This is a genomic window from Dorea sp. 210702-DFI.3.17, assembly GCF_020560825.1.
GTDB lineage: Bacteria > Bacillota > Clostridia > Lachnospirales > Lachnospiraceae > Dorea > Dorea formicigenerans.
The window spans coordinates 222,242-238,491 of sequence record NZ_JAJCNB010000002.1 but is presented as its reverse complement, the minus strand read 5'-3'; the positions used below and the strand labels follow the sequence as shown (position 1 = coordinate 238,491).

The 16,250-nt window shown below is 46.2% G+C and carries 14 protein-coding genes; 7 read left to right on the top strand and 7 right to left on the bottom strand.

Annotation, left to right across the window (positions count from 1 at the left end; all coding sequences use genetic code 11):
* Positions 1-68: 68 nt before the first annotated feature.
* From LI149_RS03680 to LI149_RS03650, 7 genes are all read right to left on the bottom strand, one after another.
* A complete protein-coding gene (locus tag LI149_RS03680; RefSeq protein WP_005333534.1) occupies positions 69-1,322 on the bottom strand; it encodes a sensor histidine kinase KdpD in 1,254 nt (417 codons plus the stop codon).
* Positions 1,295-1,969 carry a response regulator transcription factor gene (locus LI149_RS03675; protein WP_005333533.1) on the bottom strand — a complete coding sequence of 225 codons (675 nt, stop codon included), beginning with the start codon at positions 1,967-1,969 and terminating at the stop codon, positions 1,295-1,297. The genes LI149_RS03680 and LI149_RS03675 overlap by 28 nt, the downstream gene beginning before the upstream one ends.
* Before the next feature lie 225 nt (positions 1,970-2,194).
* On the bottom strand, positions 2,195-2,611 hold the full coding sequence (locus LI149_RS03670; protein ID WP_005333532.1) for a hypothetical protein: 417 nt from the start codon (positions 2,609-2,611) through the stop codon (positions 2,195-2,197).
* A gap of 22 nt (positions 2,612-2,633) precedes the next feature.
* Positions 2,634-2,867 carry an LPXTG cell wall anchor domain-containing protein gene (locus tag LI149_RS03665; RefSeq protein ID WP_005333531.1) on the bottom strand — a complete coding sequence of 78 codons (234 nt, stop codon included), beginning with the start codon at positions 2,865-2,867 and terminating at the stop codon, positions 2,634-2,636.
* A 61-nt stretch (positions 2,868-2,928) separates the two neighbouring features.
* On the bottom strand, positions 2,929-3,258 hold the full coding sequence (locus LI149_RS03660) for a DUF1648 domain-containing protein (RefSeq protein WP_022415592.1): 330 nt from the start codon (positions 3,256-3,258) through the stop codon (positions 2,929-2,931).
* A gap of 85 nt (positions 3,259-3,343) precedes the next feature.
* On the bottom strand, positions 3,344-4,057 hold the full coding sequence (locus tag LI149_RS03655) for a hypothetical protein (protein ID WP_227142968.1): 714 nt from the start codon (positions 4,055-4,057) through the stop codon (positions 3,344-3,346).
* A gap of 155 nt (positions 4,058-4,212) precedes the next feature.
* Positions 4,213-4,524, bottom strand: a complete 312-nt coding sequence (locus LI149_RS03650) for a helix-turn-helix domain-containing protein (RefSeq protein WP_179960461.1) — start codon at positions 4,522-4,524, stop codon at positions 4,213-4,215.
* 460 nt (positions 4,525-4,984) lie between these two features.
* Between LI149_RS03650 and LI149_RS03645 the strand changes: the two genes are divergently transcribed.
* The 7 genes from LI149_RS03645 to LI149_RS03615 are packed head-to-tail and all read left to right on the top strand — an operon-like array spanning position 4,985 to position 16,210.
* On the top strand, positions 4,985-5,350 hold the full coding sequence (locus tag LI149_RS03645; protein ID WP_040015535.1) for a hypothetical protein: 366 nt from the start codon (positions 4,985-4,987) through the stop codon (positions 5,348-5,350).
* A gap of 18 nt (positions 5,351-5,368) precedes the next feature.
* Complete coding sequence (locus LI149_RS03640; RefSeq protein WP_005333522.1) at positions 5,369-6,079, top strand: hypothetical protein; 711 nt, start codon at positions 5,369-5,371, stop codon at positions 6,077-6,079.
* 15 nt (positions 6,080-6,094) lie between these two features.
* On the top strand, positions 6,095-7,003 hold the full coding sequence (locus LI149_RS03635) for a hypothetical protein (RefSeq protein ID WP_005333520.1): 909 nt from the start codon (positions 6,095-6,097) through the stop codon (positions 7,001-7,003).
* Between the two features lies 1 nt (position 7,004).
* Positions 7,005-8,696: a lysozyme family protein gene (locus LI149_RS03630; RefSeq protein ID WP_005333517.1), complete on the top strand. Its 1,692-nt coding sequence runs from the start codon at positions 7,005-7,007 to the stop codon at positions 8,694-8,696.
* 10 nt (positions 8,697-8,706) lie between these two features.
* Positions 8,707-9,327: a DUF5038 domain-containing protein gene (locus LI149_RS03625; protein WP_177968160.1), complete on the top strand. Its 621-nt coding sequence runs from the start codon at positions 8,707-8,709 to the stop codon at positions 9,325-9,327.
* Positions 9,324-12,521: an ATP-binding protein gene (locus LI149_RS03620; RefSeq protein ID WP_148462130.1), complete on the top strand. Its 3,198-nt coding sequence runs from the start codon at positions 9,324-9,326 to the stop codon at positions 12,519-12,521. Before LI149_RS03625 ends, LI149_RS03620 begins: the two co-directional genes overlap by 4 nt.
* 56 nt (positions 12,522-12,577) lie before the next feature.
* Positions 12,578-16,210 carry a VaFE repeat-containing surface-anchored protein gene (locus LI149_RS03615; RefSeq protein WP_023921579.1) on the top strand — a complete coding sequence of 1,211 codons (3,633 nt, stop codon included), beginning with the start codon at positions 12,578-12,580 and terminating at the stop codon, positions 16,208-16,210.
* Positions 16,211-16,250 lie beyond the last annotated feature (40 nt).

Sequence of the window (16,250 nt, the reverse complement as noted above, 5' to 3'; positions counted from 1 at the left end):
CCCCTACTATAACATTCCTGCATTACAAAACCCTTACAACAACCATAACAGTTTTGTAAGGGTTCCGACTATTCTCCTATTATGAGCGGCAGTGTCACTTTAAATATCATACCTTTCTCAGCCTTTCTTTTGGCTGCTATTGTCCCCCCCTGTTCTTCTATGATCTTTCTGGCAAGATACAGACCGACACCCGCTCCGTCTTTTACCTGTTCCTTTGCTTTCCTTCCCCGGTAAAATCTCTGATAGATCTTATGCAGTTCCTCCGCAGGAATGCCCATTCCTTCATCTTCTACTTCAATAAGCACATTGCTTGCTAGCTCCTGCGTCCTCACTGTAATCGTTGTATGTTCCGGTGAATATTTGACTGCATTCTCAAGGATATTCGTTAATGCTTCTACCGTCCATTTTGAATCATGGTTCACAACTATATCATCATCCATCTCCACCTGAATGGAAATATCTTTTCCTCTTGCCTTCATATAAATCTGACTGACAGCCTCTGTTAGCGTTTTCTTCAGGCTTTCATGAAGCGAATGTATCTGGATCATATGTGTTTCCAGCCTTGAAAGATTTACCAGTTCATTCAAGAGCTGTTCCAGTTTGGTAAGTTCCTGTGATTCCTGCTCCAGAAACTCCCTCTGTTCTTCTCCTGTAACCCGATTTTCTGCCACCAGCTCATGACTCATCCGGAGTGATGCAAGCGGAGTCTTCAACTGATGGGAAATATCTGTAATCAGACTCTTCGTACCATTTTCTTCCTGCTCCAGACGTTCCTTCAAATCTTCGAAATATTGCCCCAGCTCCTTTACAGATTCCCACACCTTTAACCATTGTTCCGATTCTGATGTTTCTTCAGGATATGTTTGGAATTTTCCTTTTCTGAATTCCTGCAGACATTCATATAATTGCTGTAATTGTTCCTCATCACCGTATCTGCTCCAGTTTTTTCTTCGGTCCAGGTACAAGAACAGGCTACATACTATGACTCCCACTAGTAATCCAATTCCCCAGATAATCCTTATAACCACATCTGAAGATCCACTCCCTGAGTGATAACCATAAGTTTCTTCCAGCATCTGTACGACTCTTTCTATCTTCTGATCGTCCCGGTCTCTTATAAAATCTACTGTTCCTGACTTTTCCCAGATTGCAACTATTTCCCCTTCCAGTTCAGGATGTTCTGCAAGGAGCAGTGCTATCTGCGTTGCTTTCGCATTTTCCTCATACTTTGTTATCAGATACATTCCTACTGTAAAAAATACTGCAAAGATTACATATACGATAAAATACCGTTTTAATTTTTGTTTACCTTTCCGGTCCATATATATCCCAGTCCTCTCACATTCGCTATCTCTTCTGTTCCAAGTTTATTCTTCAGTCTGCTTATATTGACAGTAACCGTATTATCATCGACAAATTGACCGTCTATATCCCATACATGCTCCAGGATACTTTCTTTTGAAACAATCTGTCCTGCATTCTCCCAGAGATACAGCAACAGAGAGAATTCTTTCTTACTTAAAGTAACTGGTTCATCCCCTTTATACACCTGCATCGTTTTCATATGCACCGTAATCTCTCCGGAAGACATAATCTGTGCCTGTACCTTAGAAAGCCGTCTCATCAATGCGTTCACCTTCGACACCAAAGCCATCAGTGAAAATGGTTTGGTAATATAATCATCTGCCCCTGTATCATAACCATTTACAATATCTATTTCCTGATCCAAAGCCGTAAGATAGATAAGATATGTATCTCCACCTGCACGTACCATCCTTCCAAAATCCAGTCCTGTACCATCCGGCAATGTAATATCGCTGATAACAAGAGCATAATCTCCTTTTTGAAATGCTTCTTTTGCTTCCTTTATTGTATAAACCTGACGAACCTCATACCCTTCCCGTGAAAGTAACAGGGCAATTCCCCGATTTAGATTCAAGTCATCCTCCAGTAATAATATTTTCTGCATCAAATACTCCACCTCTATTTGTAATAACCTGTTCTTTTATCATATCAGTCCTATCTTTTGTCTACAATAAAAATAAAATTAACATACATACTTTTCCTTCATATGTTCAAGGATTTCACCGGATACTGCTTCAGAAATCGATCAATCCATTTCTGATTGCTTCTCTGTAACATCCGAAGTCTGGATAAAAGCTGTAGACAACTGCAGCTCTATGTTACTAAAGTCCTATCCATCAATACAGGAGTTATAGAATGCCGTGAAGATACCGTCAAATTCCATTTCAATAATATGTAGGCTGTCCATTGTGTGCTCCAGATAAGTCAGTGTTCCTCTATCCAAATCTATACTCGGCTTTCCTAGTGAGTTTGCTATTACATCTGGATTTGTAATTCCAAACATCTCCTTTATATCCGGCATAAGATAATCCACGATATCCGGCAGCCTTTTCTCATACGCCTGTGCCAGTTCAACTGCATGCTTCTCATAATCGGAATGTATACTGTCACAGACAAATTCAATCCCGTTTATTTCCATCTTATAGTAATCATTATTCTCATCATAGACAAACGCTGTACCCTTACTTTTTTTATTTTTTTCCAAAATCCCCATGATATATCTACACTTTCCCGGTTCTTCCGCCATACACAGTCTAAAAAACTGTAACTTAATGCTTACGTTTGTAAAAAATAACTCCTGCCAAAATCAATAAAATAATTCCAACTACAATCATAAAAATAAAATTATCACCATTTAACTTCCCTGCTATGAAAATAGAAGTCGGGCCATCCGCACCACCAATAACAGAAACGGCTGTGTTTTCTTTCTGCTTCAGTACAATGCCAATGACTGCCAATACAATTCCTAAAATTCCGGCTATGATTCCCAATCGCTTTTTCATTGCTACCACCTCAAATCATTTTTATCTGCTCAATCAAATGTAAATTGTTATGCAAGTATTTCTATGCAAATGAAGCATAGATAACCCATATTTCTGCAAACATTACCAATAAAAGTACACCATCTATCATCCAATTAAACTGAATGTCCGTTAAGAAAGTTTTTGAATGTGTCAGGCAATATTTTACTTTTTCTCGTCCAGTCAAAAAAGTGATAAGCACTTGTAATATAGGAAATAAAAATATTTGTATTTTTCTTCCATAATCATCCGCAATCCCATTTGCAAAATGTACTGGAATAATACTCGGTAAGAAAAATATACTTACAAGAGCAAGCAAAAATCCTATTATACAAATTATCCATGTGAATTTTCTAGTATTGATAAATTTCATAACAATCCTTCTTTCTGCTAAATTCAAGTTTTTCCAATACATAACACGTACTTACATTATACTCCTCACCAATGCAAACCTCAATTTATTCTCCATCCTTTTTCCCGTTATTAAGCTTCGGGCAGTAAAATGCCTTTACTTCCACCCCATCTTCCTCCGACTCAATTTCCACATAATAATCCCGGATAAAGTATCCCGCATTATGCTCCTGAATGGCGTACAGCTCCAATGTCTGAAAATCCACCAGTACCAGATCACGGGGCTTGGGTTTTTGCGTTTCCTCACAGAATACCTCCATGCTTTCCACCAGCTTATCCAGGCATTCCTGACACAGATGGTTCTGTACTTTTTTCACATCGAAGATACTATCTTCCCCGTAATCCACCGATACTTCGGAAATCCCGTAATCCGACATCTGCTCCGTATGGAAAAAGCAGCCGCCTTCTCCTGTCCCGGTATAACCCATATGCCCGTTTCCCTGCGGGCCGGTAAGATTCCCGTCCTCATCATGATTCCGGATATGCATATCCATCACATACCAGTGATTGGCACAGATCACTCCCAGATCGTCAAACTTCCGGAAATAATCCATCATACTCCGTTCATCGCTTCCACACAGCCAGCACTGTTTTGGATCTTTCAGCTTGCTTTCTACTGATTCAGGCACCTTTCTTTCTACCGGGTGATATTCCTGCTCCTGTGTTTTTTCAAGATAACCTGTCAGATCCAGCCGGCTGATTCCCAGTCCGATCAGAATTCCTGACGCACATGCCAATAATCCCACATATCCCTTTTTCATATTATAGTCATCCTTTAAGAATTAGTTTTATAATGCTTTTAGGATTACTATATCAAATCTTGCAATCACTTTCATCATAAATCGCATATTTTTATGTGTTTTATTGCATATACAGCTTTCAAAAAAACTGCCTGCGGCAATTTCGCAGACAGCTTCTATTTCATCATCTCTTCAATTATCACATCCAGCATCCGAAGCACGCTTTCCTGCTTCTTCGGTGTGAGCCTTTCCAGCTTTCCTTCCACTACAGAAGTATGTTCCATTCTGGTAAGAGGAATCACTTCCTTCAGCACTTCATTCGGTTCCGCACCTAATACATTCAACAGCTTTACAAATGTTTCCATCGTAGGTGTTTTCACTTCCCGCTCAATCGCACCCAGATGGTTGGTACTGATATCCACCAGTTCAGCCAGTCTCTCCTGCGTAATTCCTGCCTCTTCCCTGTACCTGCGGATTGCCTTTCCCATTCCTTTCACACGCACACCTCCTCCTTCCAGTATTCACTAACGCTTAAAGCATTAGTCATGTAAATCCAGTATAATTGGTTGCAAATCACGCTTACAGTATCCATAAGGATTGCATTTATAACGCTTTTAGCGTTGGTCACATTTTTGGCACTCCATCGTCTGTAACTGGCACAGTCCTGCGATTGTAGCGGTAATTTACCCATGTTAAAATTGATATTGTCAAAATTATATGCAGAACGAAACGCAGCACTGCCGTATGGGAAGCCTCTCCTGCGGCAAATAAGCTGCGTTTTTTCTGTAAGATAGGAGGATCTTTACAATTTCATACTTTGATTTAGGACGCAGCCTGCATTGACCGGGCTGCGTCCTTTCTTGAGGCAGGAAAACCATAAGCAAAGGCAGGGGAGGTAATTCTCCTGCCGCTCTTATAAAAAGGAGGTACTTTTACGTGAAACACAAACTGAAAAACGCTCCGCCGGACACAAAACGGCATGTCAATTATGGCAGATGCCTGTATGCTGCATTTCTGGCTGTCACAGTCCTCTGCGGATACACACAGCCGGTTTTTGCCGCTACCATCTGGACCAAAGCCAATGAGATCATGAAGGATGTCTATAACCAGATTATCCTCATTTCCACCATTGCTGCAGTCGTAACGGCATCGGTTGCCCTTCTGATGATGAATTTTTCCAAAAGCGGAAAAACCGTGGACGAATCACGTGCATGGCTCAAGCGTATCGTCATTACCTGGGCGATCTTAAACGGGCTTGGCTTTATCATGGCTTACATCACCCCGTTCTTTGCAGGCGGAAAATGGAACGGATAGACGAAAGGAGATGCCACTATGGGAATACTTGACGGAATCGTGGAATGGATTGCCGAACAGGTCATGAACATTCTGGATCTGATCACCACTTCAGTCCTCGGTGCTCTGGGCTGTTCCATGGATACGTTTCTTCGCTACTTTCCTGCTGCCGAGACCATGTATCAGGTCTTTCTGGCACTGGGCATCGGGCTGATCCTCTTAAACTGGGTATGGCAGCTCTTTAAAAATTACTTTATGGGAGCCGGTATCGAAGCGGAAGATCCCATTAAGCTGTCCATCCGTTCCTTCCTCTTTATCTTTCTCACCTTCTATGCGAAAGATATTGTGGATCTGCTCCTGAAGATTTCAGGAACACCGTACAACTGGATTCTGACGGAAGACCTGCCGCCTTTAAAATTTGCGGATTTTAACTCCGTAGTCACAGTCATCCTGGGAGTCTGTGCAAATGGGGCGGTAGCCATCATTGCACTGATTCTGGTACTGATTCTGGCGTGGAACTACATCAAACTGCTCTTTGAAGCGGCAGAACGCTATATTCTTCTGGGGGTACTGGTCTACACAGCCCCGGCAGCTTTTTCCATGGGTGCCAGCCAGTCAACCGGAAATATCTTCAAAAGCTGGTGCCGGATGCTTGGCGGCCAGTTCTTTTTGCTTCTGATGAATGCGTGGTGCCTGCGGCTGTTTACTTCTATGGTCGGCACCTTCCTTGCCAATCCGTTATCCCTATAAGAAAGGAGGACCAAAATGAAACTTAGAAAGAAACTCATACCATTCCTGGTACTAACTGCCTGTCTGGTACTGTTTTGCTCCATGCCGGTCTTTGCAGCGGAGCTTACGGAAGCAGACGTGGAAGCGGCAGTTGCCAGTCAGGGAAAGGAAGCGGTAACCGGAAATGTCTTCGTCTGGTTCCTGTGTGCCATTGCCTTTTTAAAGGTATCCCAGAAAATTGATTCTTTTCTGGCATCGCTTGGCATCAATGTCGGCAATACCGGAGGAAACATGATGGCTGAACTTCTGATTGCAGGACGGAGCCTGACCGGTTCCATGCGTTCCCATGGTGGTGGCGGCTACCACAAAGCCTCTTCTCCCGGAAGTGCGGCTGTCGCAGGAAGCTTCCTATCCGGCGGGCTTGCCGGGGCAGTGGGAAGACAGGTACAAAGAGAAGCGGTCAATTCCGCAACCGGTTATACCGAACACAGCAGTATCGGAAACATGCTCTACCAGTCATCCCTGAACAAAGGCGGAGACTTTGCCAATCAGGTCATCAGCAACATTGCACAGGGAAATTACGGTCAGGTAGGTTCCATCAAGGGAGCAGACGCACAGAAAGCCTTTACTTCCTATATGGGCATCAATCCGGGCGGCGGTTCTTCCTATGATAATGTAGAAATCGGTGGCGGAAGGATCACCGGTACCGAAACCGGAAGCTCCGGAAACCGGGATTTTGCCCTGTACCATGCCGACCAGTATGCAGCTCCTACTCAGGGCTCCTACTCTACGGTACAGTCCGTGGATGGTTCCACCTGGTACAAGCAGTATGCACAGGATACGGTCGAAAAAACACCATATACTTCCGGCAGCGGCAAAGTAGCCTACAATGAATCCATTGTCCAGAAACTGCCGCCAGCCCCACAGCGAAAGGAGCGTATGTAACATGCCAAAAACAGCCTTGATGGGCAGTCCTCTTGCTGTCATCGGTACAGTATTCCGGCACAGGCGCACCCTTGCGAAAACTGGAGCAGCCGTCGGCGGTGTACTGATGCTTCCCATTCTGTTCCTTGTCATGCTTCCGGGACTCGTCTTCGGAGACCTCTCTGAAAATACCGGAGCACTGACCAGCAACACGGTAATCAGTGAAAATATCCGGGCTTCCAATCAGGCAATCGTGGAGGTGCTTCAGGAAAGCCATGATGCACTGCTTGCTAAGATCAATGCGGAAATTGCCAGACTCCCGGAAGGAGATACTGCCTCTATCAGCGATCCTTACGCTTCCAGTATCATCGTAAATGCGAACCAGCTCATCGCACAGTTTTGTGCCAGCCAGGATGACTATAAAAATATAAATATCAGCAAACTCAAAAGCCTGATCCGGGAAAACGAGGACGGGCTTTTTTCTTATGACGTTACTTCAGAAACGGCCACGGTGGAAGTTCCGGCGGAAGAGGAAAATGCACCACCCAGAAAGGTTACTTTTACCCGCCATACCTACACGGTCAGCTATGCCGGAGATGCCTACTTTGCAGATCACGTCTTTCATCTGACTGATAAGCAGAAAAAAACGGCAGACAGTTATGTGGAAAACCTGACCATGTTCTTTGGCGGCTCCGCTTCCGGTCTTGCCATGGCGGTAGGTGTCAGCGATGAGGTGCTGGCTTACCGGGCTACCATCCAGCAGGTCGCACAGAAATACGGCATGGAAGCTTATGTGGAACTCCTCATGGCAGTCATGATGCAGGAAAGCGGCGGGCGTGGAAGCGATCCCATGCAGGCGGCAGAAGGCGGCTTTAATAAGAAATACCCCCATGTCCCCAACGGCATCACCGATCCTGCTTATTCCATCGAATGTGGGATTCAGGAATTAAAGTATGCACTGGATAAAGCAGGATGTACCGGACCTACCGACCTGGACCGCATCAAGCTGGCGCTTCAGGGTTACAATTACGGCTCCGGCTATATCGACTGGGCAATGGAACGTGACGGCGGTTATACCAAAGAAAACGCCATTGCTTATTCGGATATGATGTGTGCCCGTCCGAACTGGCATTATGACCGGTATGGGGACAAGGAATATGTGGAGCATGTTCTCCGGTATTATCAGATTACCAATACCGGCGGAAGCTATCCGGCAAACGGAATGCAGATTCCGCACTATCTCCAGACCGATTACGGGAACATTCCTTATGGCGGCGGCTCCATCGCATCTTCCGGCTGCGGGCCTACCAGCTTTGCCATGATCGCCAGCTACCTGACCGGGAATACCATTACCCCTCCGGATGCGGTGGCATGGTGCGGGAATTCCTATTACAAGCCGGGAGTTGGAACCTACTGGAGCTACTTTCAGGCTGCAGCCAGTCATTTCGGCTGTGGCAGCGTCACACAGACCAGCAATGCCAATACGGTACTTCAGGCACTCTCCGAAGGCTGTCCGGTCATCTCCTCTCAGCGTGCAGGACTTTTCACCAGCGGCGGACACTTCATCGTACTCCGAGGTGTTACGGCAAACGGCAAGGTACTGGTCAATGATCCCAATGACAGTGACGCAAAGAACTATATTAACCGTGAATTTGATATGATGTCGGAAATCCATGCTACGGCAAATGCCTACTGGATCTTCGACAAAAAATAAAGGAGCCATTATGAACAGAACAAAAGTGATTCTTTCCATTTTTCTGATGCTGTTTCTGCTGCTTGCCGGACTGGTTCTCCCCAGTTTCTGGAAAAGCCAGAAAAAAGAAGCTTCCGGAAACAAAGGCAGGGAACCGGCAAAGGAAACAACAGAAACAAATTCTGATACCCCCATGCCGGAATATCTGGATTTTGATGCTTTAAAAGCATTTTTCTCCGACAGCCAGATTGCTTCTCTCAAAGGGCAGTTTCCTGTCTACCTAAAAGAGTATGTCAAAAAAGAACAGACAAGCATCACCTTCCTGCCGGAAAAAACCAGCTACCCTACCGAAACAACCGTCTGCCTGATGTTTTCACTTTCCGATCAGGATACGCTTCCGGTTACCTACCACACCCCGACGGGTGTGTTTTTATTTGGAGAAGACGGGGTACAGGTCTCTGCAGATACGACTGTTTACGAAAAGCAAACCGATGATTCCCTGCCGTCCCTGACTTCGCAGGACATTGAACACCTGCAGGAAGGCGGGTATCCGGATACTTCTGACAGCCCGGAAGCTCCGGACACAGAATCCGGCAGTGCCTCCACACCTTCGGAAGATGCGAAAGATACGAAAAAGGAGGTGCAGCCATGACACAGCCAGAAGAAACACCGGTTTCCTTTATCCCTTCCAACTTCATTGAGAAAGGCAAGATCCTAAACGGAACTTTTGACATCCGCAATGCCATAGAAAGCATTTTTCTTTCCCTGGCAATCGGTATCCCTGTTTTCCACCTGCCGCTGTCCCTGACTGCCCGCATCATCATTCTCTGCATGACCGCACTTCCAGCGGCAATGGTAGCCCTGATTGGAATCGGCGGGGAGAGCATCACTGCCTTTTTGATGAATGCCCTGCGTTTTGTAGTGAACCGCAGGGTAATCTGGAGGTCCGACAGTCTTCCGGAAGGAAAGCCACGCAGGAAACCACGTTTCAAAGAGCCAAAGACAAAGAAACACCGGAAAGCAGAAAAAATGGCAGAGCCTTCCAAAGTAATGGCATCGGCTCCCCCACAGTCTGAACCGGACGCACCAGCTCCGCCAAAAAGTAAAAAAAAAGAACACCGGCAGTTTGATACCTCCACCAAGCGGGGCATCAAAAAACAGGCAAAGGAAGATATCCGTTATCTGAAGTGGGAGCAGAAAGAAGCCAGCCGACAGAAAAAAGAGGCGGCGAAACAGATAAAAATACAGAAAAAAACGGAAGCCCGGAGACGAAAGGAGGAAGAAAAACGGGCAGTTTCCGAAAAGCGGGCTGCAAAAAAAGAGCAGAAAAAAAAGGTGGTTTCCAAGGAGGACACCTCATCTGCCACGTCAAAACCCGTTTCCCGGAAAAAGCGAAAGAAAGACCAGACCTTGGAGGATTATCTTCCGGTGGAAAAAATCGCAAACGGAATCGTCTATACCACAGACGGACGGTACGTGAAGATCCTGGAGATTGAACCAATCAACTTTCTGCTTCGAAGTGCCAGGGAACAGCAGGGCATTATCTACAGCTTTATCAGTTACTTAAAGATCAGCCCTGTCAAACTCCAGATCAAGATGATCTCCAAAAAAGCAGACATCAATAAGCATCTGGAGCAGTCCCAGCTGGAGCTGGAGCGGGAAACCGATCCCCACTGTCAGGAACTGCAGCGTGACTACATCCAGTTTGTCCAGAACTTAAGTTCCAGAGAAGCAGTATCCAGACGGTTCTTTCTGATCTTTGAATATGAACCATTCAACGCAAACCGAAAGGAAGAGGAACGGGAAATCCTTGCTGCTCTTGAGACAGCCTCCCAGACCGCCAAAACCTTTCTATACCAGTGCGGGAATGAAGTGGTCTCCCATGACAATGAGGATGAATTTACTACGGATGTTCTCTACACCCTTTTAAACCGTACCCTTTGTACGGAGGTTCCGCTTTCGAACCGGATCAGCACTGTACTGTCCGCCTATACAAAGGAAAATCGCATGGAGGAACTGGATCACATCCGGATCAACGAGTTTCTCGCACCGGAAAGTGTGGATTTCAAGCACTCCCATTATGTGCAGATCAATGGGCTTTACCATTCCTACCTGCTTGTGCCGTCTGACGGCTACAAAAACCGGGTAACTCCCGGATGGCTGTCACTCCTTGTCAATGCCGGGGAAGGGATTGATATTGATTTCTTTCTCCAGAAACAGCCAAAGGACAAGATTCAGCAGCGTCTCGGTCAGCAGATCCGTATCAACCGTTCCAAATTAAAGGATGCGTCCGATACCAACACTGATTATGACGATCTGGATTCTGCCATCCGCTCCGGATATTTTCTGAAGCAGGGACTTGCCAACAACGAAGATTTCTATTACATGAATCTTCTCATCACCATTACTGCTTCCACGTTGGAAGAACTGCAGTGGCGGATTCAGGAAATGAAAAAGCTCCTGATCTCGCAGGATATGAACTTACACTCCTGCTACTTTTTACAGGAGCAGGGATTTTTATCCTCTCTGCCGCTGGCAAATCTGGACAAGAAGCTTTTTAAGCTGTCCAAGCGGAACGTACTGACTTCCGGGGCGGCAAGCTGCTATCCCTTCGTCAGCTACAGTATCTGCGATGATAACGGAATCCTCTTTGGGGTAAACAAGCATAACAATTCCCTGGTCATTGCGGATATCTTTGATTCCAGGCAGTACAAGAACAGCAACATCTGTATCTTAGGCTGTTCGGGAGCAGGAAAGACCTTCACCATGCAGACCATGGCACTAAGGATGCGAAGAAAAGGCATCCAGGTGTTCATCATCGCTCCGCTAAAGGGACACGAATTTTACCGGGCTGCAAGGAATGTCGGCGGAGAATTTATCCAGATCTCTCCTGCCAGTAAGAACTGTATCAACATCATGGAAATCCGGAAGGTAGACAATTCTGTAAATGAACTGCTGGACGGACCGACACTGGATGCCTCCGCACTGGCAGGCAAGATCCAAAGGCTTCACATCTTCTTCAGTCTGCTGATCCCGGATATGTCCCATGAGGAGAAGCAGCTTCTGGATGAAGCCCTAATCAAAACCTATGCCAGAAAAGGGATTACACATAAAAATGAATCCCTGACAGATCCGCAGCATCCGGAGCAGTACAAAAAGATGCCCATTCTGGAGGATGTCTACAATGTCCTGCTGGAAAGCGAGGATACCAAACGTCTGGCTCATATCCTGAACCGCCTGGTTCACGGTTCTGCTTCTTCCTTTAACCAGCAGACCAATGTGGACCTTACCAATAAATATACGGTACTGGATATCTCCGAACTGACCGGTTCCAGCGATCTTTTAACGGTCGGCATGTTCGTTGCCCTGGATTATGTCTGGGATAAAGCGAAGGAAAACCGTACCGAAGAGAAAGCCATCTTTGTCGATGAGGTCTGGCAGCTCATCGGTGCATCCAGCAACCGGCTTGCAGCGGAATTCGTACTGGAGATTGCCAAGATCATCCGTGCTTACTCCGGAGCCGGCATCTTTGCCACACAGGATTTAAACGACTTCTTTGCTCTGGATGACGGGAAGTACGGCAAGGGTATCATCAATAACTGCAAGACCAAGATTATCCTGAACATGGAGGATGAAGAGGCACAGCGGGTGAAGACTATCCTGCATCTATCGGAAACAGAAGTAATGAACATCACCCATTTCCAGCGGGGCAACGGTCTGATCTCAACCAACAACAATAACATCACTGTGGAATTTAAGGCTTCCAATCTGGAAAAGGAGCTGATTACCACAGATCGGCAGGAGCTTCTGGAAATCCTTGCGAAACAGAAGAAACAGGCTGTGTAACTTTTGGCAGCACTGACGCTGCCCTTTTCATTTGAACTTCAAGAAGGAGGAGACTTATGTTACAGACATACAAATCCTATACCAGACGGACGCTGGCTATGCTGCTGGCAGTCCTTGTCGCAGTCGGCGCATTGTTTTCCGGTAGTTTTCCGGTTCATGCAGCCGACGGCACCATCAGCTATAAGGCAGGTGCCAATATCCCTTACGGCAGCTATTTTACCTCCCGCATGAGCTTTGACGGGAGCAATACTGCCTACTGCGTGGAACCACTGAAGAAAACACCTTCCTCTGGTTCCTATTCCTATGACCTTTTAAGCCAGAACTCCCCGCTCAGAAAAGCGCTCTACTACTTAAACGGCGGTTACGGCTACGATAAAGTCGTCAAGGATAAATATTTCAGTGGCTGGAGTGATGATAACAGCTATGTCATCGGACATCTGGTTGTCGCTTACATCTATGCCGGTAATTCCGCTGACACCGGAGCTTTCCATGGCGCCCCGCAGTCCTATATTGATAAAGCACTGGAAGTAGCCAGTGCCATTCAGGGACTTCCGAACCCGCCGGAAGGCTTCCGGGCATTCATCGTTCCGGGACAGGGCAGCCAGACCATTGCCGGAAGCTGGTATCAGGTTCCAAACGGCTGGATCGAACTGAAAAAATCTTCTGCCAACGGAAGCGTATCGGACGGGAATCCGAATTACAGCTTAAAGGGTGCTGTGTATGGGATCTATCAGGGTGAGAAGCTCATCCAGAAACTGACCACTGATGAAAACGGGTATGCCAGATCCGGCGAACTGGAGGAAGGCGATTATACCATAAAAGAGCTCTCTGCTTCCAAAGGCTACATTGTAGACACCAAAGCTCACAAAGTCACCGTAAAAGCAGAACAGACTTCTGCTGCAAACGTAACAGATATTCCGCAGAATAATCCCATGAATCTGGTGCTTGAAAAGCTGGATGCCGAAACAAAGAAAGCCTCCCCACAGGGAGCAGCTTCCCTTGCAAACGCAGAATTTACAGTCAAGTTCTATACCGAGCAGTCTGACAGTGATCCTGCGGAAGCTGGAAAGAAACCGGCACGTACCTGGGTATTAAAAACAGATGTTTCCGGAAAGATGCATTTTACCAAAGATTCCTTTGTAAGCGGCGATGCCTTTTACTATACCAGTGATGGCAAGACCGTCTGTCTTCCGCTCGGTACCATAACGGTACAGGAAAGCAAAGCCCCTGCCGGATACCAGCTCAATCCAACTGTCTTCGTACAGAAAATTACAGGTGACGGTAAGCAGGAAATGGTTTCGGTATACCAGTCTTCTACCATAGAAGAATCTGTCATCCGTGGCGGAGTGAAGATCCAGAAACGTGACAGCGAGACCGGAGAAGCAAAACCGCAGGGTTCTGCCACTTTGGAAGGTACTGTCTTTGCGATCACTACGTTAAATGAAAATCCGGTATTAGTAGACGGAACATCCTACACGAAAGATCAGGTTGTCCTTACACTTACTGCCGATAAATCCGGTTCTGCTGCAACTGCAAAAGATGCTCTCCCATTCGGACATTACCGTGTGGATGAAACAACTGCACCTTCCGGTTATCTGAACAGCGGAAAGATCTCTGTAGAATTTGACATCACAGAACAGGGAAAAATCGTGGAACTGACTGCAAAAGACAATTCCATCTCCAATCAGGTCATCCGCGGGGATCTGGAATTTGTCAAGATTGCTGACGGCAGCCAGAACCGTCTGGCAAATGTGCCATTTAAGATCACTTCCAAAACAACAGGCGAAAGCCATGTGATTGTGACAGATGCCAACGGTTATGCCAGCACTTCCTCCAAATGGAACAAACATACCGCAAATACCAACCGGGGTGAGTCTTCGGAAGACGGCATCTGGTTCGGCACCTCCAAACCGGATGATTCCAAAGGCGCTCTCATTTACGATACTTACACTCTGGCGGAACAGCGTTGTGATTCCAACAAAGGCATGGATCTTTTAACCTTTGAAGTCAAGGTTTATAAGGATTCTGTTCTGATACAGGTTGGAACTCTGACCGATGATGCCATTGAGATCGGCACGACTGCTCTGGATGCCGAGACCGGTACACACATGAGCCAGCCGGCAAAAGAAGTGACCATTGAAGACGTTGTGGAATACGAAGGACTGAAAAAGGGCCAGAAATACAAACTGACTGGAACCTTAATGGATAAAAAAACCGGGGAACCAATCCTTGTGGATGAAAAACCGGTGATTTCTGAAACTGAATTTACTGCAAAGAAATCCTCCGGCTCCGTCAAAGTAACCTTTACCTTTGATGCAACTTCCTTAAAGGGAAAAACAACCGTTGTCTTCGAGGAATTATATCAGGATGAGATGCAGCTTGCAGTCCATACCGACATCAACGATGAAGACCAGACCATCTATTTCCCGGAAATCAAGACTACTGCGAAAGATGCGGACACGAACTCCAATATTTCCTGTGCAAAGGAAGAAATCACGCTGGTGGATACGGTTTCCTTTAAGGGGCTGGTTCCTAACCAGAAATATGAAGTGACTGGAACTCTGATAGATAAAGAAACAAAGAAACCAGTCGAAGCAGACGGAAAACCGGTGACAGCAAAAGCATCCTTCAAGCCAAAAGAATCCGCTGGTACGGTAGATGTTACCTTTACCTTTGATGCCAGCTCCTTAAAAGGGAAAACAGTAGTTGTCTTTGAATCCCTGGCTTACAAAGACAAGGAAGTTGCCGTACACACAGACATTGCGGATGAAGGACAGACTATTTACTTCCCGGAAATCAAAACCACTGCAACAGATGCTGCTTCCGGCACACACTATGCAAAACCGGAAAAAGAACTGACGCTTACAGACCTTGTGGAATACAAAAACCTGATCCCAGGCAAAGAGTACAAGCTGACAGGAACACTCATGGATGCGGAAACCGAAAAACCTTTCGATGTGGATGGCAAAGCTGTGACTGCAGAAACAAGTTTCACTCCGGAAGAAGCTAACGGCAGCGTAGAGCTTTCCTTTACCTTTGATGCCTCTGCACTTTCCGGAAAAACGCTCGTGGCATTTGAAACAATGACTTTTGAAGATCACGAAGTAGCGGTACATGCGGACATCAAAGATGCCAACCAGACCATCTACTTCCCGGAAATCAAAACCACAGCCAAAGACGGCAGTGACGGGGATCAGGATGTCTCTGCTTCCAAGGAAGCGACTATCGTAGATACGGTCACTTATCATGGTCTGATGCCTGGATCTGAGTACAAAGTCATCGGAACCCTGATGAATAAGGAAACCGGAGAGGCTTTGTTAAAAGACGGAAAACCAGTTACCGCTCAGGCAGAATTTAAAGCAGAAAAAGCTGGCGGCTCTGTGGAAGTTACCTTTACCTTCGACGCTTCTGCTCTTGCCGGACAGGATGTGGTTGTCTTTGAAAAGCTCTACTATACAGACGGAAAAACCGAGCATGAGATTGCTTCCCATGAGGATCTGAAGGATGAAGGTCAGACCGTACACATGACGGAGCTTCCGAAAGAACCGGAGACGCCTCCGGTAGCTCCGCCTGTAAAGACCGGCGATGAGACGCCGCTTCTCCTGTATGCCGGAATCGCCATAGCTGCACTTGCAGGTGCAAGTGTCCTGGGCATCGTTTACTTCAAACGCAAAAAGAAACATCAGTGACTCATAACGAAGACTCCTGCAGGCAGCTCCCACATGGAAC